Genomic DNA, 24,450 nt, shown 5'->3' with positions numbered 1-24,450 from the left:
GAGCCTTTAGTCTGTGGAGAGGATTGTGGACTGCGGGTAGGAGCGTACGGTGTTCGGACTCGGGTGGATGGAGGTCGGAGCGCTGATCGTCATCGCGCTCCTGGTCTTCGGTCCTGACAAGTTGCCGCAGGCCGCCTCGCAGGCGGGCAAGATGCTGCGCAACCTGCGGCGCATGGCCAACAACGCGCGCGACGACCTGCGGGCGGGCCTCGGGCCGGAGTTCCAGAACTTCGACCCCGCCGACCTCAACCCGAAGAACTTCGTCCGCAAGCACCTCCTCGACGAGCTGGAGGACGACTGGAACGGCCGCCCCAAAGATCTGGAGCCGGCCGCCGTCGCGTCCTACGACGCCGCTGAGCCGCCGTCGGAGCTCGCCTATGGCGAGCTGCCCCCCTACGACTCCGAGGCCACCTGACACACCCTGCAGACGCGCGACGGGCCCGCCCAGCTTCCGCTGGGCGGGCCCGTCTTCGCGTGAGCGGTCAGGAACGGTTGGGCGCGAGGCCGAGCTGCATGCCCTTGATGCTGGAGGAGCGCTTGCTCAGACCGGCGGCGATCTTCCGCAGCTCCGCGGCCGCGGGCGAGTCGGGGTCGGTCAGCACCAGCGGCTTGCCCTCGTCGCCGCCCTCGCGCAGGCGCAGGTCGATCGGCACCTGGCCGAGCAGCGGGACGCGGGCGCCCAGCGTGCGGGTCAGGGCGTCGGCGACGGTCTGGCCGCCGCCCTCGCCGAACACGGCCACGCGCTCGTCGCAGTGGGGGCAGGGCAGCCAGGACATGTTCTCGATGACGCCGGCGATCTGCTGGTGGGTCTGGGCGGCGATCGAGCCGGCCCGCTCGGCCACCTCGGCGGCGGCCTGCTGGGGCGTGGTCACGACCAGGATCTCGGCCGACGGGAGCCGCTGCGCCACCGAGATGGCGATGTCGCCGGTGCCCGGCGGCAGGTCGAGCAGCAGGACGTCGAGGTCGCCCCAGTAGACGTCGGCCAGGAACTGGTGGAGCGCCCGGTCGAGCATCGGGCCGCGCCACACCACCGGCGAGTTGCCCTCGGGCTTGAACATGCCGACGGAGATCACCTTGATGTCGTGCGCCGACGGCGGCATGATCATGTCCTCGACCTTGGTGGGACGCTCGGCGGCGCCCAGCATGCGAGGAATGCTGTGACCGTAGATGTCGGCGTCGACGATGCCGACCTTGAGGCCGTTGGACGCCATCGCGGCGGCCAGGTTGACGGTGACCGACGACTTGCCCACGCCGCCCTTGCCGCTCGCGACGGCGAAGACGCGGGTGAGCGAGCCGGGCTGGTTGAAGGGGATCTCCTTCTCCGGGCCCCGGTCGCCCCGCAGCTTGGTCTGCAGGGTCTTGCGCTGCTCGGCGCTCATGACGTCGAGCTCGATCTGGACGTCCGTCACGCCGCCGACCTTGCCGACCGCCGTCTTCACGTCGCGGGTGATGGTGTCCTTCATCGGACAGCCTGACACGGTGAGGTAGACGCCCACCCGGACCGCGCCGTCGGGGGCGATCTCGATGTTCTTGACCATGTCGAGGTCCGTGATCGGGCGACGGATCTCGGGGTCGATGACGGTGGCGAGGGCGGCCGTCACCTGTTCCTGGGTTGGTGCCATCGAAGTCTCGGCACGAGGGAGTGCCGTCCCTCCTTAGTCGGTCTATGTGTGACAGGCGCTGAAAGCCAGTGAGAAATGCCCCTCCATGGTATGAACCAGGGGCGCCGCTCAGTTAATCCGCGCTGTTAGGTGTCTGTGCAACAACGTCTAAGGTTACTGCGTGACTCTGCTGCGCGACGAGGGGCTCACCGCCGAGGAACTGGCGGTCTGGCGGATGTTGCAGCGGGCCCAGGTGCGCATCGCCCGCCGCCTGGAGGCCGAGCTGCTGGTGGCCCACGATCTGCCGCTGGCCTCGTACGAGGTGCTGGCGCAGCTCGCCGAGGCGCCGGGGCGGCGGCTGCGCATGAACGACCTGGCCGACCGCGTGCTGCTCTCGCGCAGCGGGCTGACCAGGCTGATCGACCGGTTGCAGCGCCACGGGCTGGTCGGGCGCGAGGCGTGCTCCGACGACGCCCGCGGGCTGTTCGCGGTGCTGACCGAGCTGGGCGCCGCGCGGCTGGCCGAGGCCACGCCGACCTATCTGCGCGGGGTCAAGAACCAGTTCCTCGACCTGCTGGGCGCGGGCGACCTCGGCGAGGTGCGGGCGCTGCTGGCCAGGCTCGACGTCACTGACGTTTGTTGAGCTCCTCCAGCAGGCGGCCGAGCTCGGCGCGCAGGTAGTCGCGGGTGGCGACCTCGTTGAGTGCCAGGCGCAGGCCGGCGATCTCGCGGGTGAGGTACTCGATCTCGGCCTGGTTGCGGTCGGCGGCCTCGCGGTCCTGCTCGTACTGGATGCGGTCGCGGTCGTCCTGGCGGTTCTGGGCGAGCAGGATGAGGGGCGCGGCGTAGCTGGCCTGGAGCGACAACATCAGCGTGAGGAAGATGAACGGGTACGGGTCCCACTTGAGCGCCGGGGGAGCGGCGATGTTCCAGATCACCCAGATCGCCACGAACACCGTCATGTAGACGATGAAGCGGGCCGTGCCGAGGAAGCGGGCGATGCGCTCCGAGAGGCGGCCGAACGCCTCGGGGTCGTAGTGCGGGCGCAGCGATCGGCGCAGCGCCCGCGGCTGGTCGAGCCGGTCAGTGGTCACGGTGGTCCCCCTCGCGCCAGTCGTCGGGAAGCAGGTGGTCGAGCACGTCGTCGACGGTCACCGCGCCGACCAGCCTGCCCAGCTCGTCCACGACCGGGGCGGCGACCAGGTTGTAGTTGGCCAGGAACGCGTGGACCTGGCGCAGGGTGAAGTCGGGCCTGATCGGGTCGAGCGAGGGGTCGAGCACGCGGCCGAGCAGCGTCGAGGGCGGCTCGCGCAGCAGCCGCTGGAAGTGCGAGACCCCCAGGTACGTGCCGGTCGGCGTCTCGGTGGGCGGCCTGGTCACGTAGACCTGGGCGGCGACGGCGGGCGGCAGGTCCTGCTGGCGGATGTGGGCCAGCGCCTCGGCCACCGTCGCGTTGGGCGGCAGGACGACCGGCTCGCTGGTCATCACGCCGCCCGCGGTGTCGTCGGCGTAGGTCAGCAGCCGCCGCACCGGGGCCGCCTCGCCGGGCTCCATGAGCGCCAGCAGCCTGGCCGCCTGGTCCTCGGGCAGGTCGTGCAGCAGGTCGGCGGCGTCGTCGGGGCTCATCTCCTCCAGGACGTCGGCGGCCCGTTCGGGTTCGAGGGTGCCGAGGATGCCGATCTGGTCGTCGGGCGGCAGCTCCTCCAGGACGTCGGCCAGGCGGTCGTCGGCGAGCTCGCGGGCGATCTCGATGCGCCGCTTGCTGGGCAGCTCGTGCAGGGCGCTGGCCATGTCGGCGGCGCGCAGCGACTCGAACGCGGCGATCAGCCCGGCCGCGCCCTGGTCCTTCTGCAGGGTGTCGAAGCCGGACACCTCGCTCCAGTCGACCGTCCTGGGCTCGCGCCGGCGGCCCTTGAAGAGCGCGACCTTGGTGATCTCCCACCGGGACGGCAGGGTCTCCTCCATGGCCACGTCGTAGACGGTCATGGGCTCGTCGCCGACGCGCACGGACAGGTCGAGCACCTCGCCGATGACCAGGGTCTCCGAGGCGCGCTGCTCGAACCTGCGCATGTTCAGCCGCCCGGTGAAGACGACCGAGCCCGCCTCGATGCGGCGCACGCGGGTGATCGGAAGGAACACCCGGCGGCGTGGCTGCACCTCGACGACCATGCCGTGCACCTGGGGGTTGCCGGTGATGCGCAGGCCCACGACCACGTCGCGGACCCGGCCGATCTGATCGCCCGTGGGGTCGAAGACGGGGGTCCCCGCCAGCCGGGCCACGAAGATCTTCACGTGGGCCAGGCTAACAGTGAGACGCCGTTGCGCCCCGGTTGCCTGGCATGTCAGTATCAAACGCATTTAACGCTGATTACTGGGCACTAGGGGTACACCATGAGGCTGGCGGGGCTCGCACTGGCATTCGTGTCGTCGTGTTGTTTCGCGTTCTCCGGGCCGATGGCCAAGTACCTCATCACCGCCGGGCTGGCGCCGGTCGAGGCCGTCTGGACCCGGATGGCGGGCGCCGGGCTGCTGCTGGTCGCGGTGCTGGCGGTGGTCAAGCCGCGGGCCCTGCGCATCCCGCGGGCCCGGCTGCCGTTCCTCGGGCTCTACACCGTGATGGCCGTGGCGGGCGTGCAGTCGCTCTACTTCGTCGCCATCACCCGGCTGCCGGTGGGGATCGCGCTGCTGCTGGAGTTCATGGCGCCGGTGATGGTGGTGGCCTGGGTCAGGCTCGTCCGCAAGGTACGCCTGGCCGGGGCCGCGTACGTCGGCGCGGTGATCGCGTTCGTCGGCCTGGCGATCGTCGTCGAGGCGTGGCAGGGCATGCGCCTGGACGCGTTCGGCCTGCTCCTCGGCCTGCTGGCCGGGGCGTGCTGCGCCGGCTACTTCCTGATGGGCGACAGCCTGGGCCCCGACATCGACCTGCTCGGCCTGGTCGCCTGGGGCATGGTCGGCTCGGCCGTCGTGCTCATCCCCTTCGCGCAGCCCTGGGACATCCCCTGGGAGGCCTTCACGGTCTCCGTCGCCCCGCAGGGCGGCACGACGCTGCCGGTGCTGGGGGCCTACCTGTGGCTGGTGCTGGTGGCGACCGCGCTGGCGTACATCCTCAGCATGAACATGGTGCGGCGGCTGTCGGCGGCGGTGGGGGCGACGGTCGCCTCGCTGGAGGTCATCGGCGGCGCGGTGGTCGCGTGGGCGCTGGTCGGCGAGACGCTGGGGGTGTTCCAGATCGTCGGCGGGCTGATCGTGCTCGGCGGCGCGCTGCTCGCCCAGACCGCCACCTCGGGCGGCGGACCGGCCCCCGCCCCGGACCGGCCGGCCGAGATCACCGCCCAGGTGTGAGCCCGGCCGCCGCGGGCCGGGCGCGGCCGAGGGTCAGCGTTCCGGTGTGAGGCGCAGGACGGCCGAGGGTCAGCGTTCCGGTGTGAGGCGCAGGACGGTCGAGTCGCGGGCCCAGCGCTCGGTCAGGTGCTCGCTGTCGGGGGCGTTGAGCCGCTCCTTGGCCAGCACCGCCACGGCGTCGGCCGCCCCGGCCTGGTCGACGACCGAGACCGCCGCGTCGAACTCCACCAGCCGCGCGCCGTTGTCCTTGCTGCGCAGCGTCACGCGCACCCGGTCGAGCGCGCCGAGCCCCGGCAGGTCCTGCTCGCCGCCGCCGGTCACGAGGTAGATGGCGCCGTCGTGCCAGGCGTGCCAGGCCAGGCGCGGGCGGTCGAGGGCGAGCCAGAGGATGCCGGACTTCTTGGCGCCCTCCTCGATGGCCGCGATGTCGTCGCTCACGATCAGACTGTAACCCCCGAACCGCTCGGGGCCCGCGCGCGTTTCATCGGTATGCGGCCGTTCATCCTCGTGCTCCTCCTCGTCGCGGGCTGCGGCGCCGCCGGTCCGGAACCGCCGTCCGGGTGCGGGGCCTCCGCCCGTACGGGCCCGCTGGACACGCGCGTCCTGCGGCAGGTCGTGTACGACTACCCGGCGTCCCCGACGCCCGAGGCGCTCGCCGGGAAGGTGGAGACCGTCGTCACCGGCCAGGTGACGGGCTGGGTCGCCGGGCCCGTGGTCGAGGAGGGCATCCCGGGGGACCGCACGCATTACGTTCTCATGCGCACCCAGGTCGGCGAGCGGCTCAAGGGCGCCGCAGCGGACGTCGCGGACGTCGCCTTCTACCAAGGGGCGGCGGTGGACGACGCGGGCACGCCGGTCCACAGCGTGGCCGACTTCGCCCGCGCGGCGCCCCCGGGCACCCGGGTGCTGCTGTTCATGAACCGCGCCAGACCGACCGGCAAGGTCGTCGAGGGACGTGCGGTCGCCTGGTCGACGCCCCCGCAGGGCGTGATCCTGCACGAGGTGACCGACGACCCCGGCGGCCGGGCCGTCGGCGGCAGGGACGAGATCTTCTCCTCGACCGGCTGGAACCAGCCGTGCGGCATCGACGGCCTGATCGCCCGCCTGCGCGCCCACGGAGTCACCGGCTGAACACTTTGCCCTTTTCTGGTGTCCGCCGGGTGCTCTGTCGGGGAGAACCGCATTCATGGGGATCGTCTCTCGCGGCTTCGCCGGAAAACACTTCCGGCGGCCGCGGCCGGAGCTGGCCGGGCGGGTGCCGCCGGGGCAGTACCTGGCCGAGGGCTTCCCGGTGCTCACCGCGGGGGCGACGCAGCACATCCGGACCGAGCGCTGGTCGTTCACCGTCAGAGGCGGCGCGGGCGAGCCCACCTGGACGTGGACGGACCTGCTGTCGCTGCCCGCCGAGCAGATCACCGTGGACATCCACTGCGTCACCCACTGGAGCAAGCTCGACACCACCTGGACGGGCGTGTCCCTCGACCGGCTGCTGACCGGCGCCGACCGGGCGGCCGGGTACGCCCTGGCCGTCAGCTACGGCGGCTACGCCACCAACCTGCCGGTCGAGGAGATCGTGGACGGCAAGGCGTGGCTGGTCTACGCCTACGAGGGCGCGCCGATCCCGCCCGAGCACGGCGGCCCGGTGCGGATGCTGGTGCCCGCCCACTACCTGTGGAAGAGCGCCAAGTGGATCCACGAGCTGTGGCTCATGGACGAGGACCGCCCAGGCTTCTGGGAGCGGTCCGGCTATCACAACTTCGGGGACCCATGGCGGGAACAGCGGTACTACGACGACTGACCTGGCAGCCGGCCACGATCGCCGAGGTCGTCCCGGAGACCGACCAGACGCGTACGTTGCTGCTCGACGTGCCCGGCTGGCCGGGACACCGCGCCGGTCAGCACGTGGACGTGCGGCTGACGGCCGACGACGGCTACCAGGCGACCCGGGCGTACTCGCTGGCCGGCGCGCCCGGCGAGCGGCCCTCCATCACCGTGGTCGGGGTGGCGGGGGGCGAGGTGTCGCCGTACCTGGTGGAGGTGGCCGAGGCCGGCGACCAGGTGGAGGTGCGCGGCCCGATCGGCGGCTACTTCGTGTGGGAGCCCATGCCGGAGCGGCGGCCGCTGCTGCTGGTCGCGGGCGGGTCCGGCGTGGTGCCGCTGCGCTCGATGCTGCGCCACCGCGCCCGGCTGGGCGACGGCACCCCGGTACGACTGGTCTACTCCGTGCGCGACCCCGGCCAGGTGATCTACCGCGACGAGCTGGAGGCCGCCGGCGCCGAGGTGACCTTCGTCTACACCCGCTCGGCCCCCACCGACTGGCCCGAGCCCGTGGGCCGGGTGGACCGCTCGCAACTGGTCCGGCTGGCCTGGCCGCCCGCCCACGAGCCGCTGGCCTACGTCTGCGGCCCGACCGCGTTCGTCGAGCACGTCGCCGCGATCCTCACCGCCCTGGGCTACCCGCCCACCGACATCCGCACCGAGCGGTACGGCTAGGAGAGACACCATGCAACAACCCGTGGACGGCAACGCCGCGGCAGGCCCGCTGGCCCAGTTCTTCGGCCGGGACATGACGGCGGCCCAGGGCGTCTGCGCGCAGTGCGGCATGAACGGCCCACTGGGGGAGGCCACCGTGTACGGCCCCGCCCCCGGCACCGTGCTGCGCTGCCCGAACTGCGACAACGTGCTCATGACCCTCGTGGAGGCGCCGGGCCGGATGATGGCCGCGATGCCGGGCCTCGGCCTGCTGGAGACGCCCGTGCAGGGAGGTGGCTGACCGTGGCCGTCGTCTCGAAGGGCTTCAAGGGACGCGGCGGGCACGACGACCGCCTGCCGCCCGGCCAGTACCTCACGCCCGGCTTCCCCGTCCTGTCCGCGGGCCCGACGCCCCGGGTGGACACCGCCGGCTGGACGTTCACCCTGGTCACCGAGGCCGGCCGGGAACGCGTCTGGACCTGGGACGAGCTGCTCGACCTGCCCCAGAGCGCCCCGCACACCGACCTCCACTGCGTCACCGGCTGGTCGAAGTTCGACACCGACTGGCAGGGCGTGTCGATCGACGTCCTGCTCGACGACGTGGACACGCGGGCGGAGTTCGCGGAGGCGTACTGCCACGGCGGCTACACGACCAACCTGCCGCTCGCCGACCTGCGCGGCGGCAGGGCGTGGATCGTCCACACCTTCGACGGCGACCCGCTGCCCGCCGAGCACGGCGGCCCGGCCCGGCTGCTGGTCCCGCACCTGTACCTCTGGAAGTCCGCCAAATGGGTCAAGGGCCTGCGCCTGCTCGACCGTGACCGGCCCGGCTTCTGGGAACGGGCCGGGTACCACAACTACGGCGACCCGTGGCGCGAGCAGCGCTACTGGAACAGCTGATCGTGCCCATAGACGGGGGACGCCTGCCGCGGGCCGCCCCGCAGCCGTTAGCGTTGGCGCATGCGCTCACGTCGTTCCGTGCTCTCCGTGCCGGGCAGCAACCCCCGCTTCCTGGAGAAGGCCCAGACCCTGCCCGCCGACGAGGTCTTCCTCGACCTTGAGGACTCCGTCGCGCCGCTGGCCAAGGACGAGGCCCGCAAGAACGTGGTGACCGCGCTGCGCGAGGGCGACTGGACCGGCAGGACCCGCGCGGTCAGGGTCAACGACCTGACCACGATGTGGACGTACCGGGACGTGATCGAGGTCGTGGAGGGCGCCGGGGAGTTCCTCGACTGCCTGATCCTGCCCAAGGTCCAGGACCCGACCGAGGTCGTCTGGCTCGACACCCTGCTGACCCAGATCGAGCGGTCGATGGGCTACGAGGTGGGCCGCATCGGCATCGAGGCCCAGATCGAGAACGCCCGCGGGCTGGTCAACGTCGACGCCATCGCCGGGTCGTCCAGGAGGCTGGAGGCCCTGGTGTTCGGGCCGGCCGACTTCATGGCCTCGATCAACATGCGCACCCTCGTGGTCGGCGAGCAGCCGCCCGGCTACGAGGAGGGCGACGCCTACCACTACATCCTCATGCGCCTGCTGATGGCCGCCAGGATGCACGACCTCCAGGTGATCGACGGCCCCTACCTCCAGATCAAGGACGTCGAGGGCTACCGCCGGATCGCCCGCCGGGCCGCCGCGCTCGGGTTCGACGGCAAGTGGGTGCTGCACCCCCTGCAGGTGGAGGCGGCCAACGAGGTGTTCTCGCCGAGCCAGGACGACTACGACCACGCCGAGCTGATCCTGGAGGCGTACGAGCACTACACCACCGTGGAGCGGCGCGGCGCGGTCATGCTGGGCGACGAGATGATCGACGAGGCGTCCCGCAAGATGGCGCTCGTCGTGGCCGCCAAGGGCAGGGCGGCCGGTCTGGCGAGGACGAAGTCGTTCACACCTTGACGCCCACCGCGGTGAAGAACCACAACGACGAGGTCAGCCAGAGCCCGACCAGCGCCGTGAACGCCAGCCCGCCGAGCAGCGGCAACGTCCAGCCCGGCGCGTCGCGCTTGGGCAGCGCCAGCATCTTCGCCGTGAACACGCCGTAGAAGAAGCAGCCGAGCAGCGAGTGGGCCAGCACGCGCGGCACGTCGAACTGCAGGCCCAGGGCGTACAGGCAGTGGAAGGCGACGGGGATCGTGAGGAGGAAGGCCAGCCGCCCCGACCAGCGGTGGACGCCGTCCGGCAGCTCGATCCCCAGCCTTCCCCACATCGACAGCGCCGAGACCACCTGGACGATCGCCAGCGCGAACGCCCCGGTCGTCAGCCACGCCTTCATCGGCAGCGCGCCGGAGAACCCGGCCGGGCCGATCGCGAACCCCGTGGGCGTGTGCGCCCGGCCGTACACGCCGAGGCCCAGCGCCACCAGGCCGCCGGCCAGCAGCGGGAGCAGGAGCACGGCGGCCGTGCGGTGCGACGGCCGGTGCGAGGGCCGGTGAATGGCGGTCATTGCATCTCCTCGATGAAGCCGTCCACGTCCTTCGGCAGGACGGTGGCGCCGGCGACGGTCACGGGGGTGGTGGGCCGCCCGGCGTCCAGCCGGGGGATCTCCACCTGGTCCTGGCCCAGGAACGCGGCGCCGACCTGGTCGTAGCCGCCGCCGGGGCGCGGGACGCGGATCCAGCCCGCTCGCAGCTTCGCGCCTCTGACCTGCGCGGTCGCCCGGTACAGCCCGGACGGCCGGACCACGGCGGGCGCGGTGAACGTCCACCTCCCGCCGCCGACGGACAGGCTGCCCCTGGCGCGTCCGCCGCCGAGCGTGGCGGTCAGCCGGGCCGTGCCCGGGCCCTTCAGCACGGCCTTCCCGCCGGCCTCGCCGCCCTTGAACCAGGCTTCCGACCTGCCGTCGCAGAAGTAGCCGACGGCCTTGCCGTCGCGGACGGAGATCGCTATCAGGCCGCCGTTGCCCTTGACGTACCCGCCGTAGTCGGCCTTGGGGATCTTCGCGGCCTCGGTGGGCGCGGGCGACGCGGACGATGACACGGACGGCGACCCGGACGGCGACCCGGACGGCGACCCGGACGGCGACGGCGTGGCGGCGGCCTCGGTGGGGGATCCCGCCGCGGCCGTGTCGGTGGTGGGCGCGGTGTCGGCCGCCGGTGCCGCGGTGACGCTGGCGACGCCCAGCCCCGCGGCCAGGACCGCGCCCGCCGCCAGGGTGATGAAAGGTCCCAGCCTTGACATGGACTGCTCCCAAAGTCGGAAGGGCGAAATGCCGTACGACTCCGAGCATCCGCCCAAAGGGGTGGGTCGTCTGTGAACTAATGCTCACCCGGCAGACAGAATGTATGGATGCAGGAGAACCCTGGACCGAATCCGCCATATGGCAGTCAGCCGCCTGGGCCGCCCGTCTATCCTTATGGGCCGCCGCCCGTGCCGCAGCCGCGGTCCTGGTTCCTGCCGACGCCGCAGGGGGCGCGTTACGACCATCTCGCCCGCACTCCGGCGAACGAGCCGTGGCGGGCCGTCGTCGGCACGATCCTCGTGGGCGTCGGGTTCTTCGTCGTCGGCACCGGCGTGCTGCTCGTGGGCAAGGCCGCCGAGTGGATCCTCGGCCTGCCCGCCCCGACCGACCCTGGGCAGATCTTCGGCGATCCGGTGTTCGGGCTGGTGATGGTGCTGCTGTCGATCGCGGCCGTGCTGCCGCTCGTCTTCGGCACGGCCGCGCTCGTCCAGCGCCGCAGGCCCGGCACGCTGTCGTCGGTCGCCGGACGGCTGCGCTGGTCCTGGTTGCTGCGCTGCCTCGGCCTGGCCGTGCTGGCGCTGGTGCTGGGCCAGATCGCGCAGGTCATGGCCCTGTCGTTGTCGGGGGAGGGGTACTCCGACCTGTTCGGCTGGGTCGGCTGGGGGCGGTTCCTGCCCGCCCTCGTGGTGATCGTGCTGCTGGTGCCGTTCCAGGCGGCGACCGAGGAGTACATCTTCCGCGGCTGGTTCGTCCAAGCGGTCGGTGTGCATGTGCGCAATCCGGTGTGGGCGATTCTCATCGGGTCCCTGCTGTTCGCGTCGCTGCACGGCTACTCGTGGGTGGGGCTGCTCGACGTGTTCGCCTTCGGCGCGGTGATGGGCTGGCTGGCCGTACGGACCGGGGGGCTGGAGGCGCCGATCGCGTTGCACGTGATGAACAACATGCTGGCCTTCGGGCTCAGCGCGGCCTCGGGCAGCCTGGAGGACGCACTGGACCAGGGCAAGACGCCCATCCCGTGGCAGGCGTTGTCGGGAACGGTGGTGCAGCTCGCGGTGTATGCGATTGGTGTGTTCTATATATCCAAAAAGCGGGCAATTAGTGCTATTTCTGGATAAATCAGGCGAGAGGTTCCGGAAATCTCGCTAGAGAGGTCTCGCCAATCCGGCTCAGGCATGCTGGTCTGGTTCCTGTGGGACAGGCGAGGGCGTCACGGAGGTGATCGTTTTGGTGGGACGGGGTAGAAAATAGGCGCATAAGGTGGGACGGGATTTGTGGAACGGTCCGTAAAGAATCGGTCCGTTCGCTCACCGTTTCCCCGCGCAACCCGGTTGACCAGGTCCGATTCGACGGGTTCCACCTGTACGACGAGTTCGACTAGGAGGTGCGGCGCGTGGCCTCCGGCCCCAGCGATCCGCCACGGCGACCGCCGGACGACGACGACCCGCGTCCTGAGGACGCCGCGGAACCCCCCTCTCCCGAGGAGCCCGGAACCTCTCCCGGGCAGCCCAAGCCCTCCTCCGAGCAGGCTGGGGCCTCTTCCGGGGAGCCCAGGATCCGCCACTCCCCGCCCGGGCCCACCGACGACCGGGCCCGGGGCTTACCCTTGACCTCCCCTTGGGGCATGCCGCCGTTCGCGTCCCCGATCCCGGAGGAATCGCCGCAGGAGCCGCCCAAGGGGCGCAGACCGTACAGCTCGCCGACGGCCGAGCCCGAGGTCGAGCCGCGCCGCCGCCCCCGGCGCATCGTCAACCGCCCGGACAAGCTCGTCGCCGGCGGCCCGCCCCGCCAGGAACCCCCCGCCGCGCCCCCACCTCCTGCGCCCCCGTCCGGGCCCCCGTCCGGGCCCCCGGCCCCGCCCGCCGACGGCCCCCAGGAGGGCACGGCCCCCGCGGGCCCCTACCGGGAGCCGCCCTACCACCTGCCGCTCCCCGCCGACGAGGCCCCCGCCACACAGCCCGCGCCCTCGCAGCCGGAGCCCCCCGGCCCCCAGACGCCACGACCGCACGACCCCGGCCCCCAGGCCCCCGGATGGCATGACCCCGAGTCCGGCGACCCCGAGTCCGGCGACCCCGAGTCCGGCGACCCTGAGTCCGGCGACCCTGAGTCCGGCGATCCGGAGTCCCGCGCCCCGGAGTCCCGCGATCCCGGGGGCCGGGAAGCCGAGCTCGCGGCGGCCGGTGAGGAGGACGCCGAGGTCAGGCGGGTGGGCCGGCCGCCCGGCGGGCGTCCCACGCGACCGGATCTGCTGGTCGCCACCGGCCCGCCGCGCCCCGCCGGGGCCGGCGGCAGGCACCACAGAGGCCCGGCCCCGGCCGCCGTACGCAGGTCCAGCCCCGTGCACCGGGGCAGCAGGGCCGCCCCCATAGCCCTCACCATGGCCCTGGCGCTCCTGGTGGCCGCAGGGGTGCTCGCATGGCGCTGGAGCGACACCGACGCCACCGGGCTGCGCCTGGAGGCCGGCACCGGCCGTTCGGGGGACGACCTCTTCACCGTCCCGGCCGCCGGCGTCGGCACCAACCAGAAGCTCAACGACATCGTCTCCGTCGGCCGCGCGGTGGTCGCGGTGGGCAGCGACACCACCAGCCCGACCCCGCGCCCGCTCTTCCTGTTCTCGCCCGACGCCGGCAAGCACTGGCAGCTCGGCCAGGTCAGCGGCGCCTCCACGCCCATCGTCCAGCGCGTGGTCGGCGGCGACGGCCGCTGGCTGGCCAGCGGCGGCGACGGCCCGTCCGGCGAGCGCGGCCTGTGGACCAGCGTCGACGGCTTCAGCTGGACGACGGTCAACGCGACCGGCATGGCCGCCTTCCGCCCCGGCGACCAGATCTACGACATCGCCAGGACGGCCTCCGGCTTCGTCGCCGTCGGCGCCACGCCGGGGGACGGCGGCCCCGGCCCGGCGGCCTGGCGCTCGTCCGACGGCCGGGCCTGGGAGCGCGTGGAGACCAGGGGGCTGGACGTCCAGGAGATCAGGGCGGTCGTCGCCCAGGGCGACACGGTCGTGGCCGTCGGCCGCCCGTCCGACGGAAGCGGCTCGCGGGTGCTGCGCTCCTCCGACGGCGGACGCGGCTGGCAGGCGACCGGCTTCCAGCTCCCCGAGGCCGAGCCGCGCACGGGCACGGTGGCCGTGCTCCCCAAACGGTTCGTCCTGGTGCCGACCAGGCAGCGTACGGTCGACGGCGGCGTGCGCGTCTACTGCTCGCCCACCGGCGCCCAGTGGTCGCAGTGCGGTTCCATCGGCGGCCTGAGCGGCGAGAGCCCCGGGGTGGAGTCGCTGGTCTCCTACCGGTCCGGCGTGGCCGCGATCAGCCAGGCCACCTTGGGCAAGTACTCGGTCCTGACCAGCGCCGACGGGCGCGGCTGGGCCAAGCGGGCCGACCTCGGCGACCTGGCGGGCGCCACGTTGCGCGGGTTCACGATCTCCGACGGCGGCACCCTGTTCGCCGGCGGCGACCAGGCCGCCTCCGACGTCGACAACCAGCTCGTGCTGATGACCGCGCCGCCGCGCGGCGCCGCCTCCCGCGTCCAGCTCGGCCAGGTCGAGGGCCTGACCAGGGTCTCGCGCGAGACCACCCGCCTGGCGGCCGCCGGCGGCCGGTACGTGGCGGTCGGCGCCGCCTCGGGCGACGCCGGCCTGTGGACGATCAGCAACTGGCAGCGCTGGAAGTCGATGAGCCTCGGCGGCCCCGGCAGGCAGATCCTGGAGGACGTCGCCCACGGCGGACGCGGCTGGCTGGCGGCCGGCAGCACCCAGACGAACCTGGCCGTCACCGACCCCCTGCTCGTCACCTCCGACGACGGCGAGAACTGGCGGCGCGTGCCGGTCTCCGGCGACCTGGCCCGCGACCGCGACCGGCCCTACCTGGACACCCACGCCGTCGCGGCGGGCAAGAAGGGGTACGTGCTGGCCGGCGAGTCCCACGACCAGGCGGGCTCGGTGGCCGCCGCCATGTGGTTCACGCCCGACCTGCGCAAGTACACCCGGTCCAGGAAGCTGCCCCAGGGCGGCTCGGGCGTACGCGTCCACGACGTGATCGCGACCCAGGGCGGCTACGTCGCGGTCGGCGGGTCGGGGACCGCCGACCGGGAGAACAGCGTGGTCTGGTTCTCCGACGACGGCGTGAACTGGAGCGCCCGCAAACGGGTCACCCCGCCGGACGCCACGTCGGCCGGGCTGCGGCAGGTCACCACGTACCACGACAAGCTCGTCGCGATCGGCACGGCCGTGACGGACGGCTCACGCCGCGCCTTCTCCGCCGTCTCCGACGACGACGGCGAGAGCTGGACGACGGCCTGGCTGCCCGCGGACCAGGCGGCGGCCGTGCACGACCTGGCCGCGGGCGACCAGGGCCTGGTGGCGGTCGGCTGGCACGGCGTCCCGGGCGAGGGCGACAGCGCGGCCTGGGTCTCGCAGGACGGCCTGTCATGGAACCGCATGGCCCTGACCAGGGACCGGCTCTCCGGCCTCGGCATGCAGGCCCTGACGGCCGTGGCGATCAGCGGCACGGAGGTGGTGGCGCTCGGCAGGTCCACGACGTACGACACCGACCACCTGATCCTGTGGACCTCCAGCCTCACCGCCAGCCGGTGAGCACGCCCCACTCGGTCAGGCATTCGAGCAACCCCTCGGTGAGCGGCAGGAGCGCCAGCTCACCGGGGCCGCACCAGCGCACGTCGGCGGCGTCGTCACCGGCCACGGGCACGCCGCCGGCGCAGGTCGCCAGGTAGTCGCGGATCACGTACGTGACGCCGTCCGGCCCGGGACGCTCCACCGTGCCGGCCAGGCGGCCGACCTCGACGCGCAGCCCGGTCTCCTCCATGACCTCGCGGCGCACGCCGGCCGCGTCGCTCTCGCCGGGCTCCAGCCGGCCGCCCGGGAGCGACCACAGGCCCTTGCCCGGCGGGCGGCCGCGCCGGATGAGAAGAAGCTGGTCAGAGGCGTCGAAAATGATCGCGCCGACACAATTTACGCGCACATGACCAAGATTACGACGGGATAACGGGTCCCGGTCTTGACGCGACCGTGCCGGAGGAAGCACCGTGGGTAGCTGTGAGAGCGGCTCCTACCTGCCCAAGGTGCTTCGGCCCGCTTCACGGGTCGAGCGCCCTGTCCGGTGCGTTTCATTGCGACACGCACGGCGACGTCCTGCCGTACCAGCCTCCGCGACCGCCCACGGGCGAATCGCTGGAGGCCATGCGGAAACGCTCGGTGGTGCCCGTGTGGCTGCCCTGGCCATTGCCGCCCGGCTGGACGGTGACCGGGTTCGGCGAGGTCGGCGACGACCGTACCGGCTCGCGGGCCAGCGTGGTCGCGCTGAGCGGGCCCTCGCCGATCGAAGGGCCGGCCGACCTGCTGGTGATCGCCGAGGAACCGGGCGTCGGGCTCGGCGCGACGTTCGCGGGGCTCGACGGTCCCGATCCCGGCGAGGGGTTCGACTCCGGGCCGCCCAACGCGAAGATCGAGGTGCTGGGTCATCCCACGGCGATGTGGTGCCTGGCCGGCATCGACGACCGCGCCGTCTACGCCGGTGAGGCGCTGGGCAACTGGTTGTGGACCATCGCCTGGCCCGCCGAGGCCGGCTGCATGATCGCGCTGGCCGAGCTGTCCCTCCAGGACGCCCGCGACCGCGAGTTCGAGGTGCCGTTCGGCGGGTTCTCGCCGCTGCTGGAAGACTGAGAGCCGGAGATCGAGCGCCTGGAGGGCCGGGCGCGGAGCTGAGCACAGGATCGCCTCCCCCGAGCGGCCGGTTGGGGGAGCGGTGTCCGGGGTCAGGTTCTTCGTCGAGGCGTTCGTGACGATGTTCGTGATCATGGATCCGCCGGGCGTCATCCCGCTCTTCCTCGCCTACACCTTCGGCCGCACCCCGGCCGAGCGCAGGCGCATCGCCTGGCAGGCCGCGGTGACGGCGTTCTGCCTGGTGGTGGTGTTCGCGGTGTTCGGGCGGGCCATCCTGTCGTACCTGCACGTCGAGGTGCCCGCCATGCAGATCGCGGGCGGCCTGCTGCTCCTGCTGGTGGCCCTGGAGCTGCTGCGCGGCACGGCCGAGCCGCGCACCGACACCGTGCGCTCGAACGTCAACGTCGCCCTGGTGCCGCTCGGCACGCCGCTGCTGGCCGGGCCCGGCGCGATCGTGGCGACCATCGTCTTCGCCCAGCAGGCCGAGGGACGCGCCGACGGGCTGGCCGCGCTGATGCTGGCCATCGCGGCCGTGCACATCCTGCTGTGGCTGTTCATGCGCTTCTCGGTCAGCATCATCCGCGTCATCAAGGAGAACGGCGTGGAGCTGGTCACCAGGATCGCCGGCCTGCTGCTCTCGGCGCTCGCCGTGCAACTCATCATCAACGCGATTCGCGCTCTCATGCAGACGGGCTAAAGTTCGGAAGCGTGACAGCGCGTATCGAGCGAGTGGTGACCGAGGGCGTCGTCGACATCGACGGCACCGAGCACAAGGTCGAGAACAACACCTGGATCATCGGTGACGACGACGAAGTCATCGTCATCGACGCGGCGCGTGACGCCGAGAAGATCCTTGAGCAGGTCGGCGAGCGTGAGGTGCTGGCCGTCATCTGCACCGCGGGCCTGCCCGACCACGTCGGCGCGGCCATCGAGGTGGCCAGCAGAGACGAGGCGGTCGTCGCCCTGCACCCCAAGGACAAGCCGCTGTGGCGGGAGACCTGGCGGGAGACCTGGCCCGACATCGACATGGAGGACGACGGCGTCTTCGGCGTCGCCGACGTCCAGCTCGACGTCATGGAGACGCCCGGCGTCACGCCCGGCGGGATCTCGCTCTACTGCGAGGCGCTGGGCGCCGTCTTCACCGGCAAGGCCCTGCAGGCCGACGGGCCGGGCAAGCTCGGCGGCGAGTACCCGGCGCTGGCCGACCAGCTCACCTCGATCGGCGGCCGGCTGTTCACCCTGCCGGCCGACACGCGGGTGCTGGCCAACCACGGTGACGAGGTCACCGTCGGCGACCTGGAGCCGCACTTCGACGACTGGGTGTCGGGCTCGCTGACCCGCGACCCGGCCGCCGCCCGCGACGACGAGGGCCCGCTGACCGACGGCACCAGGGTCTCCGGCATCAAGCTCGGCCCCGGCGACGAGTAGGTGTACGACCAGCTTCCGCTGGACGGGATGCCGCGGCGGCTCTACGCGTGCACGCCGTCGCGGTTGAACACCTGGCTCGACTGCCGCCGCCGCTACCGGTTCACCTACCTGGACCGGCCGCAGCCCTCCAAGGGGCCCGCCTGGGCGCACAACAGCGTCGGGGCCAGCGTGCACAACGCGCTGGCGGCGTGGTGGCGTGAGCCGTACGAACGGCGCACGCCGCTGACGGCCGCCGTCCTGCTCACGAACGGGTGGATCACCGAGGGGTTCAGGGACGCCGAGCAGTCGGCCGAGTGGCTGGGCCGGGCCCGCGACCTCGTGTCCGGATATGTCACGACCTTAGATCCCGCGGACGATCCGGTCGGCGTCGAGCGCACGGTCGCCACGCGTACCAAGGTGGTCGCGTTGTCCGGGCGCATCGACCGGCTCGACCGGCGCGGCGACGAGCTGGTCGTGGTCGACTACAAGACCGGCCGCCGCCCGCTGACCCAGGACGACGCCCGCTCGTCCCTCGCGCTGGCCACGTACGCCATCGCGGCCTCCACGATGATGCGCACGCCGTGCCGCGCGGTCGAGCTGCACCACCTGCCCACCGGCGAGATCGTCGAGTGGCGCCACACCGACGAGTCGCTGGGCCGGCACCTGCGCCGCGCCGAGGAGATCGCCGTCGAGGCCGCCGCCGCCGACGACCGCTACCGCGCCGTGATGGGCGCCCCGACCTCGACCAAGCGCCCGGCCCAGGCGGCGGGCCGTGGGGCGGGCGAGCGTCCCGTCGTCGGCCCGGCCCAGGTTCCCGCCGAGCTCGACACGGTGTTCGCCGCCAGCCCCGGCCCGCTCTGCTCGTGGTGCGACTTCCGCCGCCACTGCCCGGAGGGCCAGGCCGCCGGCTCCGACCGCAACCCCTGGGACGGCCTGGCCGACTGATCCCCGGCGAAGCGGTCAGGCGGCCCGCGCCGCCGGCCAGCGACGGGGGTCGGTCAGGCCCTTCAGCCCCTTGCTGAGGTCGTAGCCGGCCGCGCCGAGCCGGGCCCGCGCGCCCGCCAGCATCGTCCGCGTCGAGGGCATGAACGCCCGGTCGTGCACAGGCTCCGGCAGCGCGTTCATGCCCAGCCGGAACGCCCTCAGCGCCGCGGTGACCGTCGCCGGGGGCACCTCGGGCAGCACGCCGTACATGCGGCGGGCCCACTCCGGGAGCGTGTAGTAGCAGAGCGCGCCGAAGGGGAAGTAGGCCGGTTTGCCCGGCGACAACATGCGCAGCTCGCGCGGCAGCCGGGGCCACAGCAGGAACCGCACGGTCGCCGCCGCCTCCTCGGTCACCCGCAGGGCGGGCCGGGCCTGCTTGAAGTAGGCGTCCATCTCGGCGCACGAGCCCGGCACGTCCTCGGGGTGCAGCCCGACGTAGGAGGCGCTCCTGCGCTGCTCGCGCAGGTAGCGGTCGGCCTGCCGCTCGTTCAGCCCGAGCCCGCCGCGCCTGGCCACCTCCAGGTAGGACGACACCTCCGCGCAGTGGACCCACAGCAGCAGCTCCGGGTCGTCCACCCGGTGCGTGCGGCCGGTGCGCGGATCGGTGATGCGCAGCGCCTTGTGGATGCCGCGCACCCGCCTGCCGATCTCGTCGGCCTCGGCCGGGCTGCCGAACGTCACCCGGCCCACGAAGTCGGCGGTGCGGCGCAGGCGGCCGAAGGGGTCGTCCTGGAAGGTGGAGTTCTGCCAGACGCCGAGCATGGCCAGCGGGTGCAGCGCCTGCAACATGAGGCCGCGTACGCCGCCCACCCACATCGAACGGTCGAGATGCACCTGCCAGGTCGCGCTCCGCGGCGCCTGGACGACGAGTTCGTCCGTCATGGTAAGTGAATGATCACATGGCGTTGGACCTTGTGTCCAAATAGTGCTTCTCGGCCGCGTTCCAGAACCTGACCAGCGCGGCGGCCGTCGTCTCCGGCGCCTCGACGGCGGGGGAGTGGACCGCGCCGGGCACGACCACGCAGTCGGCGCCGAGCCGGGCGGCCGTCTCCGACTGGGTCTCGGGCGACCAGCCGTCGTCGTGCTCGCCGTAGAGGACCAGGGTGGGGATCTCGATCTCGCGCAGCTCGTCGGTGCGGTCGTGGGCGTGCAGGACTTGCTCGGCCATGCGGGCCAGGCCGGTGGGGGAGTTGGTCAGCAGCCGCCTGCGCAGGAACGCCAGGATCTCGTCGGAGACGTCGGCGGCCAGCGCCTCGGGCTCCATCCGGTGGTGCCAGAGGTGTTCGAGCCCCAGGGCCGGGATCTCCTCCATGATCTCCCGGCCGTTGCGCGCCCGCCTGCCCTCGATGGCCGCCGGGCCCGAGCTCATCAGCGTGAACGAGGCGAACCGGGTGCGCCCGTCGATCACGGCCTCCCGGCCGACCAGGCCGCCGAAGGAGTGGCCCACCAGGTGGACGGGGTCGCCGCCGCCGATGGCCTGGGCCATCAGGTCGACGTCGGCCCCGAGGGCGGCGCAGGTGTAGGCGGCGGGGTCGTCGGGGCCCGGGGTCTCGTACTGGCCGCGCAGGTCGACGGCCACCACCCGGCGACCGGACTGGGCCAGGGTCATCAGGACCGCGATGAAGTCCTCCTTGCTGCCGGTCAGGCCGGGGACCAGGAGGGCGGGCCAGCGCTCGACCACCCCGCTGACCGGAAGCGCCTCCAGAGCCGCGAACGCGCCATGGGGCGTTTCGAGCTTCTGCGGCGTCACACCGGGTGGCAGGTCGAGGAATCGCGGCGTACTCACGTGGGGCAACAATACCCAGAGGTCAGCGCCTCGACACCGGCAAAGCTTCGACGCTGATGCGAGTTGTGGTGAGTTGTGAGCTTTGCGGCTTTCACGCTCCGGAGGCGGGTGAGCGACGTCCTCGTCCCCAGTGGGGCGTGGCGGGCTCTGAGGCGGCCTCTGGGGTCCTGCGATGCCTGGAGGGCGCATATGTCGGGCGGCGCGTCCGCGAGGCCGTGAGGGGCGCGTAGGGCTCCCTCCCGGGCACCGGTGCCGTACGGACGAAAAAGGCGCGCACCCCGCGAACGGGATGCGCGCCTCCTTCTCGTCGTCGCTAGCCTGCGCGGCGGCGGTTGCCGCCACCGCCACCGCCACGGGCCTGGCGGCGCTGCTGCTTGCGCTCGGTCGCCGCCGACGGTGCGATGTCATCGTCGTCCGTGGCCAGGTCGGGTGACTGGAAGATCACCGCGAACGGGCTCGGCGGGATGATCCGCTCCGGCTCCTTGTGGACCGGCGGCGGAGGCGTGGCCAGGAAGCTCGGCTGCGGCACGGACTCCACGACCGGCTCGGGCGCGGCCTCGGCCGCCCGGCTCCGGACCGGCTCCACAGGAGCGGCCTCGGCCGCCCGGCTCCGGACCGGCTCCACCGGAGCGGTCTCGGCAGCACGGTTCCTCGCGGGCGCCTCGGCGGCCTCCTCGCGCGGCCGCGGGTCGGCGGCCTGGGGCTGGTCGGCCTTGCGGGAGCGGGTCCGCTTCACCGGGGTCTTCTCCGGTGTCTCGGCCAGCGCCTGCTCGATGGCCGACGACGCGGCCCCCCTGCTGCGGACGCGCGTGCGCTTCGGCTCGGCGGCCGCCGTCTGGACCTCGTCGGGCGTGAAGATGGCGGGAGTCTCCTCCGTCTTGGCGGCCACGATCTCGACCTCCGGCGTCTCGGCGGGTGCGGTTTCGGCCAGTTCCCTGCCGCCGCGGGTGCGGCGACGCTGGCGCTGGGCGCGGGCCGGGCGCTCCCGCTCTTCGCGCTCCTCGCGCCGGCCCTTGCCGCCGCCGCGGGTGCGGCTCCGGCCGGTCTCACCGAGGTCCTCGATGCGCTCCGCGGCCAGCCCGGCGCGCGAACGGCTCGCGTGCGGCAGGACGCCCTTGGTGCCGGCGGGGATGTTCAGCTCGGTGTAGACGTGCGGCGAGGTGGAGTAGGTCTCCTCCGGCTCGGCGAAGTCGAGCCCGAGCATCTGGTTGATCATCTTCCAGCGGGTCAGCTCCTCCCACTCCACGAAGGTGACCGAGATGCCCGTGCGCCCGGCCCGGCCGGTACGGCCGATGCGGTGCACGTACGTCTTGTCGTCCGAGGGGCAGTCGTAGTTGACCACGTGGGTGACGTCGTCGATGTCGATGCCGCGGGCCGCCACGTCGGTGGCGACCAGCACGTCGATCTTGCCCGCCCGGAAGGCCCGCAGAGCCTGCTCGCGCTGGCCCTGACCGAGGTCGCCGTGGACGGCCGCGACCGCGAAACCACGCGTGTCGAGCTGTTCGGCGACCATGTCGCAGGCCCGCTTGGTCTCGCAGAAGACCATGGTTAGCCCGCGGCCCTCGGCCTGGAGCAGCCGGGCGACGATCTCGATCTTGTCCATCCGGTGGGCGCGCCAGACGATCTGACGCACCTGCGGGGTGGTCTCGCCCTCGCCGCTCTCCATCTCCGCGCGTACGTGGGTGGGACGGTTGAGGTATTTGCGGGACAGCGAGACGATCTCGCCCGGCATGGTGGCCGAGAACAACATCGTCTGCCGCTCCGCGGGGATCAGCTTGAAGATCCGCTCGATGTCGGGCAGGAAGCCCAGGTCCATCATCCGGTCGGCCTCGTCGAGCACGAGGGAGGTGACCTGGCTCAGGTCGAGGTGCTTCTGCTTGACCAGGTCGAGCAGACGGCCCGGGGTGCCGACGATGACGTCGACCCCGGCCTTGAGCGCCTCGATCTGCGGCTCGTAGGCCCGGCCGCCGTAGACGGTCAGGACTCGGGAGCCGAGCTTGCCGGCCGCGGTGACCAGGTCTTCACTGACCTGGACGGCCAGCTCGCGGGTCGGCACGACGACCAGCCCGCGGGGCTTCTTGCGGTTCTTGCGCGGCTTGCCGATGCTCTGGAGCATCGCGATGCCGAACGCGTAGGTCTTGCCCGTGCCCGTGCGCGCCTGGCCGATGAGGTCCTGGCCGCTCAGGGCGAGCGGGAGCGCCATCTCCTGGATGGGGAACGGTGTGACGATACCCTCGGTCTCGAGGGCATCGGCGATCTCTGGTGTGACTCCGAGGTCTCGGAAAGTCGTCAGCGTGGCCTGCCTCAGTCTCAAATGAAGGCGGGCCTGCCGGGACCGACGGGCGGAAAACAGCCCCCGTTACGTGGGTCCTCGCGGTAGAGCCAGCCCTCTCGCGTCATCAGCGACCGCGCACCCGGGGAATCGGGGGTTATCGGGGGAATCCCCCGAACTAACACAGTGCGGTCGCACTTTCACAGAGCAGTGTACTCGATACCACAACGCTGGCCGAGCTCGCTTATGTTCCCGCATATTTCGGGAAGTACGCTGCCTCCATGAACGAGTCTCCTGGAGTCGTCGACCTGCTCGGGGTTCTAGCTTACGCCGAGCTCAGCGCCTACGCCCGGATGACCGAGGACGCCGCCACCCTGGCGCCCTCGCTCGCCGACCGCGCCGCGCTCAGCGAGCTGGCCGTGGCCGAGTACGCCCACTTCCGCCTGCTGCGCGACCGCCTGGCCGAGCTGAGGGCCGATCCGGAGGAGGCGATGGCGCCGTTCGTGGCGGCCCTCGACGCCTGGCACGCCCAGACGCGGCCGGCCGACTGGCTGCAGGCCCTGGTCAAGACGTACGTGGGCGACGGGATCGCGCTCGACTTCTACCGGGAGGCCGCCAGGCACCTGGAGCCGTCGATCGTCGAGCTGGTGGACGAGGTGCTGGTGGACGAGGCGCGCTCGCAGTTCGCCGTCGAGCGGGTCAGGGCCGGGATCGAGGCCGACCCGACAGCGGGCGGGCGGCTGGCGCTGTGGGCCCGGCGGCTCGTCGGCGAGGCGCTCAGCCAGGGGCAGCAGGTGGCGACGGCGCGGCCGGAGCTGGCGTTGCTGCTGGTGGAGTCGGCCAGGGCGGCGGGGGGCGAGACTGCTGACATCTCACGCCTCTTCGCGACGCTGACAGAGGCGCACAACAAGCGAATGGCCACCCTCGGCATCTAGCCCGGCCGGTGGACGGACGGCCGTGGGTGGCTGGGCCCGGGAGCTCGGTCTTGCCGGGTGCCGAAGGAGACCGGTCTGGTCGTGGGGCGGTGCGAGGGGACGAAACGGATGTACCGTCCCAGACATGAGGGCCTGGCGCCGCTACGGCAGTTCCTTGACGAGATGTGGGCCGAATCGCTGGACTTCGCGCGTCGTGCTGCGGAGGGGAAGCGCGGGATGCCCGATGAACGACCAGCCACGGGATCACGCCGACCACACACGGGATCACGCCGATCACACACGGGATCACGCCGATCACACACCGGATCTCGCCGACCAGAGCCGCCACCACGCCGACCGGAGACGGGAGCACGCCGAGCGGCGCCGTCGCCACGTCCGGGGCTGCCGCCTCGGACAACCGGGCGAACGCGAGGGCTGTGGCCCGTGAGGCGGGTGCGACCTCTGGCGCGTTCCCGGCGTGACGTGGTGGAGGCGTCGGGCGGCGTGCGCGGCCGGTGAGGGTACGGCTGAGTGTGGCCGTACCCTCGTTGTGGGCCTTTGGGGTGGTTAGAGGGTGCCGCCGAAGCCGACCGGCCTGGCCTCGTCCTCACCGATCTCGACGAAACCGAGCGAGGCCACCGGCACGACCACGCGCCGGCCCTTGACGTCGGTGATGGCGAAGACGCCGCGATCTACCGACAGCGCGTTCCTGATCTCCTCTTCGACCTGCTCGGCGGAGAGGTCGGTCTCGACAACGAGTTCGCGGTGTACCGAGCGTACGCCGATCTTGACTTCCATCGTGGCTCCCTAGTCGACTGGGTTA

The 24,450-nt window shown here is 72.3% G+C and carries 27 protein-coding genes; 16 read left to right on the top strand and 11 right to left on the bottom strand.

Annotated elements, in window-relative coordinates:
* Positions 1–49 precede the first annotated feature (49 nt).
* Positions 50–415, top strand: coding sequence for a sec-independent translocase (locus ACIBQ6_RS41190; RefSeq protein ID WP_397218493.1), 366 nt, complete (start codon positions 50–52; stop codon positions 413–415).
* A gap of 67 nt (positions 416–482) precedes the next feature.
* On the opposite strand, the gene ACIBQ6_RS41185 is transcribed toward ACIBQ6_RS41190, so the two are convergent.
* Complete coding sequence (locus ACIBQ6_RS41185; RefSeq protein ID WP_397161184.1) at positions 483–1,622, bottom strand: Mrp/NBP35 family ATP-binding protein; 1,140 nt, start codon at positions 1,620–1,622, stop codon at positions 483–485.
* A gap of 160 nt (positions 1,623–1,782) precedes the next feature.
* Here ACIBQ6_RS41185 and ACIBQ6_RS41180 point away from each other — a divergent pair, with 160 nt between their 5' ends.
* Positions 1,783–2,244 carry a MarR family winged helix-turn-helix transcriptional regulator gene (locus ACIBQ6_RS41180; protein ID WP_397218492.1) on the top strand — a complete coding sequence of 154 codons (462 nt, stop codon included), beginning with the start codon at positions 1,783–1,785 and terminating at the stop codon, positions 2,242–2,244.
* Here ACIBQ6_RS41180 and ACIBQ6_RS41175 read toward each other — a convergent pair.
* Both ACIBQ6_RS41175 and ACIBQ6_RS41170 read right to left on the bottom strand, forming a co-directional pair.
* Entirely contained in the window at positions 2,228–2,695 is a 468-nt protein-coding gene (locus ACIBQ6_RS41175; RefSeq protein ID WP_387677298.1) for a DUF1003 domain-containing protein, read from the bottom strand. The genes ACIBQ6_RS41180 and ACIBQ6_RS41175 overlap by 17 nt on opposite strands.
* Positions 2,685–3,893 (bottom strand): magnesium transporter MgtE N-terminal domain-containing protein, encoded by a 1,209-nt coding sequence (locus ACIBQ6_RS41170; protein WP_397218491.1) that lies wholly within the window; start codon positions 3,891–3,893, stop codon positions 2,685–2,687. The genes ACIBQ6_RS41175 and ACIBQ6_RS41170 overlap by 11 nt, the downstream gene beginning before the upstream one ends.
* Positions 3,894–3,992: 99 nt before the next feature.
* Between ACIBQ6_RS41170 and ACIBQ6_RS41165 the strand changes: the two genes are divergently transcribed.
* Positions 3,993–4,943, top strand: a complete 951-nt coding sequence (locus tag ACIBQ6_RS41165) for an EamA family transporter (protein ID WP_397218490.1) — start codon at positions 3,993–3,995, stop codon at positions 4,941–4,943.
* 69 nt (positions 4,944–5,012) lie between these two features.
* Here the strand turns inward: ACIBQ6_RS41165 and ACIBQ6_RS41160 are convergent, their stop codons facing one another.
* Positions 5,013–5,381 (bottom strand): hypothetical protein, encoded by a 369-nt coding sequence (locus ACIBQ6_RS41160; protein WP_397218489.1) that lies wholly within the window; start codon positions 5,379–5,381, stop codon positions 5,013–5,015.
* Between the two features lie 51 nt (positions 5,382–5,432).
* On the opposite strand from ACIBQ6_RS41160, the gene ACIBQ6_RS41155 reads away from it, so the two are divergent.
* From ACIBQ6_RS41155 to ACIBQ6_RS41130, 6 genes are read left to right on the top strand one after another with little or no spacing between them, the layout of a single operon-like run.
* Entirely contained in the window at positions 5,433–6,074 is a 642-nt protein-coding gene (locus ACIBQ6_RS41155) for a hypothetical protein (protein ID WP_397218488.1), read from the top strand.
* 55 nt (positions 6,075–6,129) lie between these two features.
* Entirely contained in the window at positions 6,130–6,741 is a 612-nt protein-coding gene (locus ACIBQ6_RS41150) for a molybdopterin-dependent oxidoreductase (RefSeq protein ID WP_352319223.1), read from the top strand.
* Entirely contained in the window at positions 6,711–7,436 is a 726-nt protein-coding gene (locus tag ACIBQ6_RS41145) for a ferredoxin reductase (RefSeq protein ID WP_358294378.1), read from the top strand. Before ACIBQ6_RS41150 ends, ACIBQ6_RS41145 begins: the two co-directional genes overlap by 31 nt.
* Positions 7,437–7,446: 10 nt before the next feature.
* The gene (locus ACIBQ6_RS41140; protein ID WP_352319227.1) at positions 7,447–7,716 is read left to right on the top strand and encodes a DUF6510 family protein; all 270 of its coding nucleotides are present in this window, start codon (positions 7,447–7,449) and stop codon (positions 7,714–7,716) included.
* A gap of 2 nt (positions 7,717–7,718) precedes the next feature.
* Complete coding sequence (locus tag ACIBQ6_RS41135; protein ID WP_358294377.1) at positions 7,719–8,315, top strand: sulfite oxidase-like oxidoreductase; 597 nt, start codon at positions 7,719–7,721, stop codon at positions 8,313–8,315.
* Positions 8,316–8,375: 60 nt separating this feature from the next.
* On the top strand, positions 8,376–9,308 hold the full coding sequence (locus ACIBQ6_RS41130; RefSeq protein ID WP_352352861.1) for a CoA ester lyase: 933 nt from the start codon (positions 8,376–8,378) through the stop codon (positions 9,306–9,308).
* On the opposite strand, the gene ACIBQ6_RS41125 is transcribed toward ACIBQ6_RS41130, so the two are convergent.
* Both ACIBQ6_RS41125 and ACIBQ6_RS41120 read right to left on the bottom strand, forming a co-directional pair.
* Positions 9,298–9,855, bottom strand: coding sequence for a DUF6529 family protein (locus tag ACIBQ6_RS41125; RefSeq protein ID WP_397218487.1), 558 nt, complete (start codon positions 9,853–9,855; stop codon positions 9,298–9,300). The two genes, ACIBQ6_RS41130 and ACIBQ6_RS41125, sit on opposite strands and share 11 nt — an antisense overlap.
* Positions 9,852–10,589 carry a hypothetical protein gene (locus tag ACIBQ6_RS41120; RefSeq protein ID WP_397218486.1) on the bottom strand — a complete coding sequence of 246 codons (738 nt, stop codon included), beginning with the start codon at positions 10,587–10,589 and terminating at the stop codon, positions 9,852–9,854. The genes ACIBQ6_RS41125 and ACIBQ6_RS41120 overlap by 4 nt, the downstream gene beginning before the upstream one ends.
* A 189-nt stretch (positions 10,590–10,778) precedes the next feature.
* On the opposite strand from ACIBQ6_RS41120, the gene ACIBQ6_RS41115 reads away from it, so the two are divergent.
* Together ACIBQ6_RS41115 and ACIBQ6_RS41110 are read left to right on the top strand one after the other, a co-directional pair.
* Entirely contained in the window at positions 10,779–11,705 is a 927-nt protein-coding gene (locus ACIBQ6_RS41115) for a lysostaphin resistance A-like protein (protein ID WP_397218485.1), read from the top strand.
* Between the two features lie 506 nt (positions 11,706–12,211).
* Positions 12,212–15,178, top strand: coding sequence for a hypothetical protein (locus ACIBQ6_RS41110; protein WP_397218484.1), 2,967 nt, complete (start codon positions 12,212–12,214; stop codon positions 15,176–15,178).
* Here ACIBQ6_RS41110 and ACIBQ6_RS41105 read toward each other — a convergent pair.
* A complete protein-coding gene (locus ACIBQ6_RS41105) occupies positions 15,162–15,563 on the bottom strand; it encodes an NUDIX hydrolase (protein ID WP_397218483.1) in 402 nt (133 codons plus the stop codon). The two genes, ACIBQ6_RS41110 and ACIBQ6_RS41105, sit on opposite strands and share 17 nt — an antisense overlap.
* A gap of 47 nt (positions 15,564–15,610) precedes the next feature.
* Here ACIBQ6_RS41105 and ACIBQ6_RS41100 point away from each other — a divergent pair, with 47 nt between their 5' ends.
* The 4 genes from ACIBQ6_RS41100 (at position 15,611) to ACIBQ6_RS41085 (ending at position 18,616) form a co-directional block, all read left to right on the top strand.
* On the top strand, positions 15,611–16,264 hold the full coding sequence (locus ACIBQ6_RS41100) for a DUF6758 family protein (RefSeq protein ID WP_358294371.1): 654 nt from the start codon (positions 15,611–15,613) through the stop codon (positions 16,262–16,264).
* Positions 16,265–16,346: 82 nt separating this feature from the next.
* The gene (locus tag ACIBQ6_RS41095; protein WP_352319244.1) at positions 16,347–16,961 is read left to right on the top strand and encodes a MarC family protein; all 615 of its coding nucleotides are present in this window, start codon (positions 16,347–16,349) and stop codon (positions 16,959–16,961) included.
* 11 nt (positions 16,962–16,972) lie between these two features.
* Positions 16,973–17,692 carry an MBL fold metallo-hydrolase gene (locus ACIBQ6_RS41090; protein ID WP_352352854.1) on the top strand — a complete coding sequence of 240 codons (720 nt, stop codon included), beginning with the start codon at positions 16,973–16,975 and terminating at the stop codon, positions 17,690–17,692.
* On the top strand, positions 17,693–18,616 hold the full coding sequence (locus ACIBQ6_RS41085; RefSeq protein ID WP_387677338.1) for a RecB family exonuclease: 924 nt from the start codon (positions 17,693–17,695) through the stop codon (positions 18,614–18,616). It begins immediately after the preceding gene.
* A gap of 15 nt (positions 18,617–18,631) precedes the next feature.
* On the opposite strand, the gene ACIBQ6_RS41080 is transcribed toward ACIBQ6_RS41085, so the two are convergent.
* The 3 genes from ACIBQ6_RS41080 to ACIBQ6_RS41070 form a co-directional block, all read right to left on the bottom strand.
* Positions 18,632–19,537 (bottom strand): oxygenase MpaB family protein, encoded by a 906-nt coding sequence (locus ACIBQ6_RS41080; RefSeq protein ID WP_397218482.1) that lies wholly within the window; start codon positions 19,535–19,537, stop codon positions 18,632–18,634.
* Positions 19,538–19,550: 13 nt separating this feature from the next.
* Positions 19,551–20,441 carry an alpha/beta hydrolase gene (locus ACIBQ6_RS41075; RefSeq protein ID WP_358294368.1) on the bottom strand — a complete coding sequence of 297 codons (891 nt, stop codon included), beginning with the start codon at positions 20,439–20,441 and terminating at the stop codon, positions 19,551–19,553.
* Between the two features lie 313 nt (positions 20,442–20,754).
* On the bottom strand, positions 20,755–22,644 hold the full coding sequence (locus tag ACIBQ6_RS41070; protein WP_397218481.1) for a DEAD/DEAH box helicase: 1,890 nt from the start codon (positions 22,642–22,644) through the stop codon (positions 20,755–20,757).
* Between the two features lie 350 nt (positions 22,645–22,994).
* Between ACIBQ6_RS41070 and ACIBQ6_RS41065 the strand changes: the two genes are divergently transcribed.
* Positions 22,995–23,648, top strand: a complete 654-nt coding sequence (locus tag ACIBQ6_RS41065; protein ID WP_397218480.1) for a ferritin-like fold-containing protein — start codon at positions 22,995–22,997, stop codon at positions 23,646–23,648.
* 546 nt (positions 23,649–24,194) lie between these two features.
* On the opposite strand, the gene ACIBQ6_RS41060 is transcribed toward ACIBQ6_RS41065, so the two are convergent.
* Positions 24,195–24,425, bottom strand: a complete 231-nt coding sequence (locus tag ACIBQ6_RS41060; protein WP_352319257.1) for a DUF3107 domain-containing protein — start codon at positions 24,423–24,425, stop codon at positions 24,195–24,197.
* Positions 24,426–24,450: the final 25 nt, after the last annotated feature.

Origin of the sequence: Nonomuraea sp. NPDC049655, from assembly GCF_044465465.1 — a bacterium.
Taxonomy (GTDB): domain Bacteria; phylum Actinomycetota; class Actinomycetes; order Streptosporangiales; family Streptosporangiaceae; genus Nonomuraea.
The sequence above is the reverse complement of the archived record's forward strand: the minus strand, read 5'-3'. Positions and strand labels throughout refer to the sequence as shown.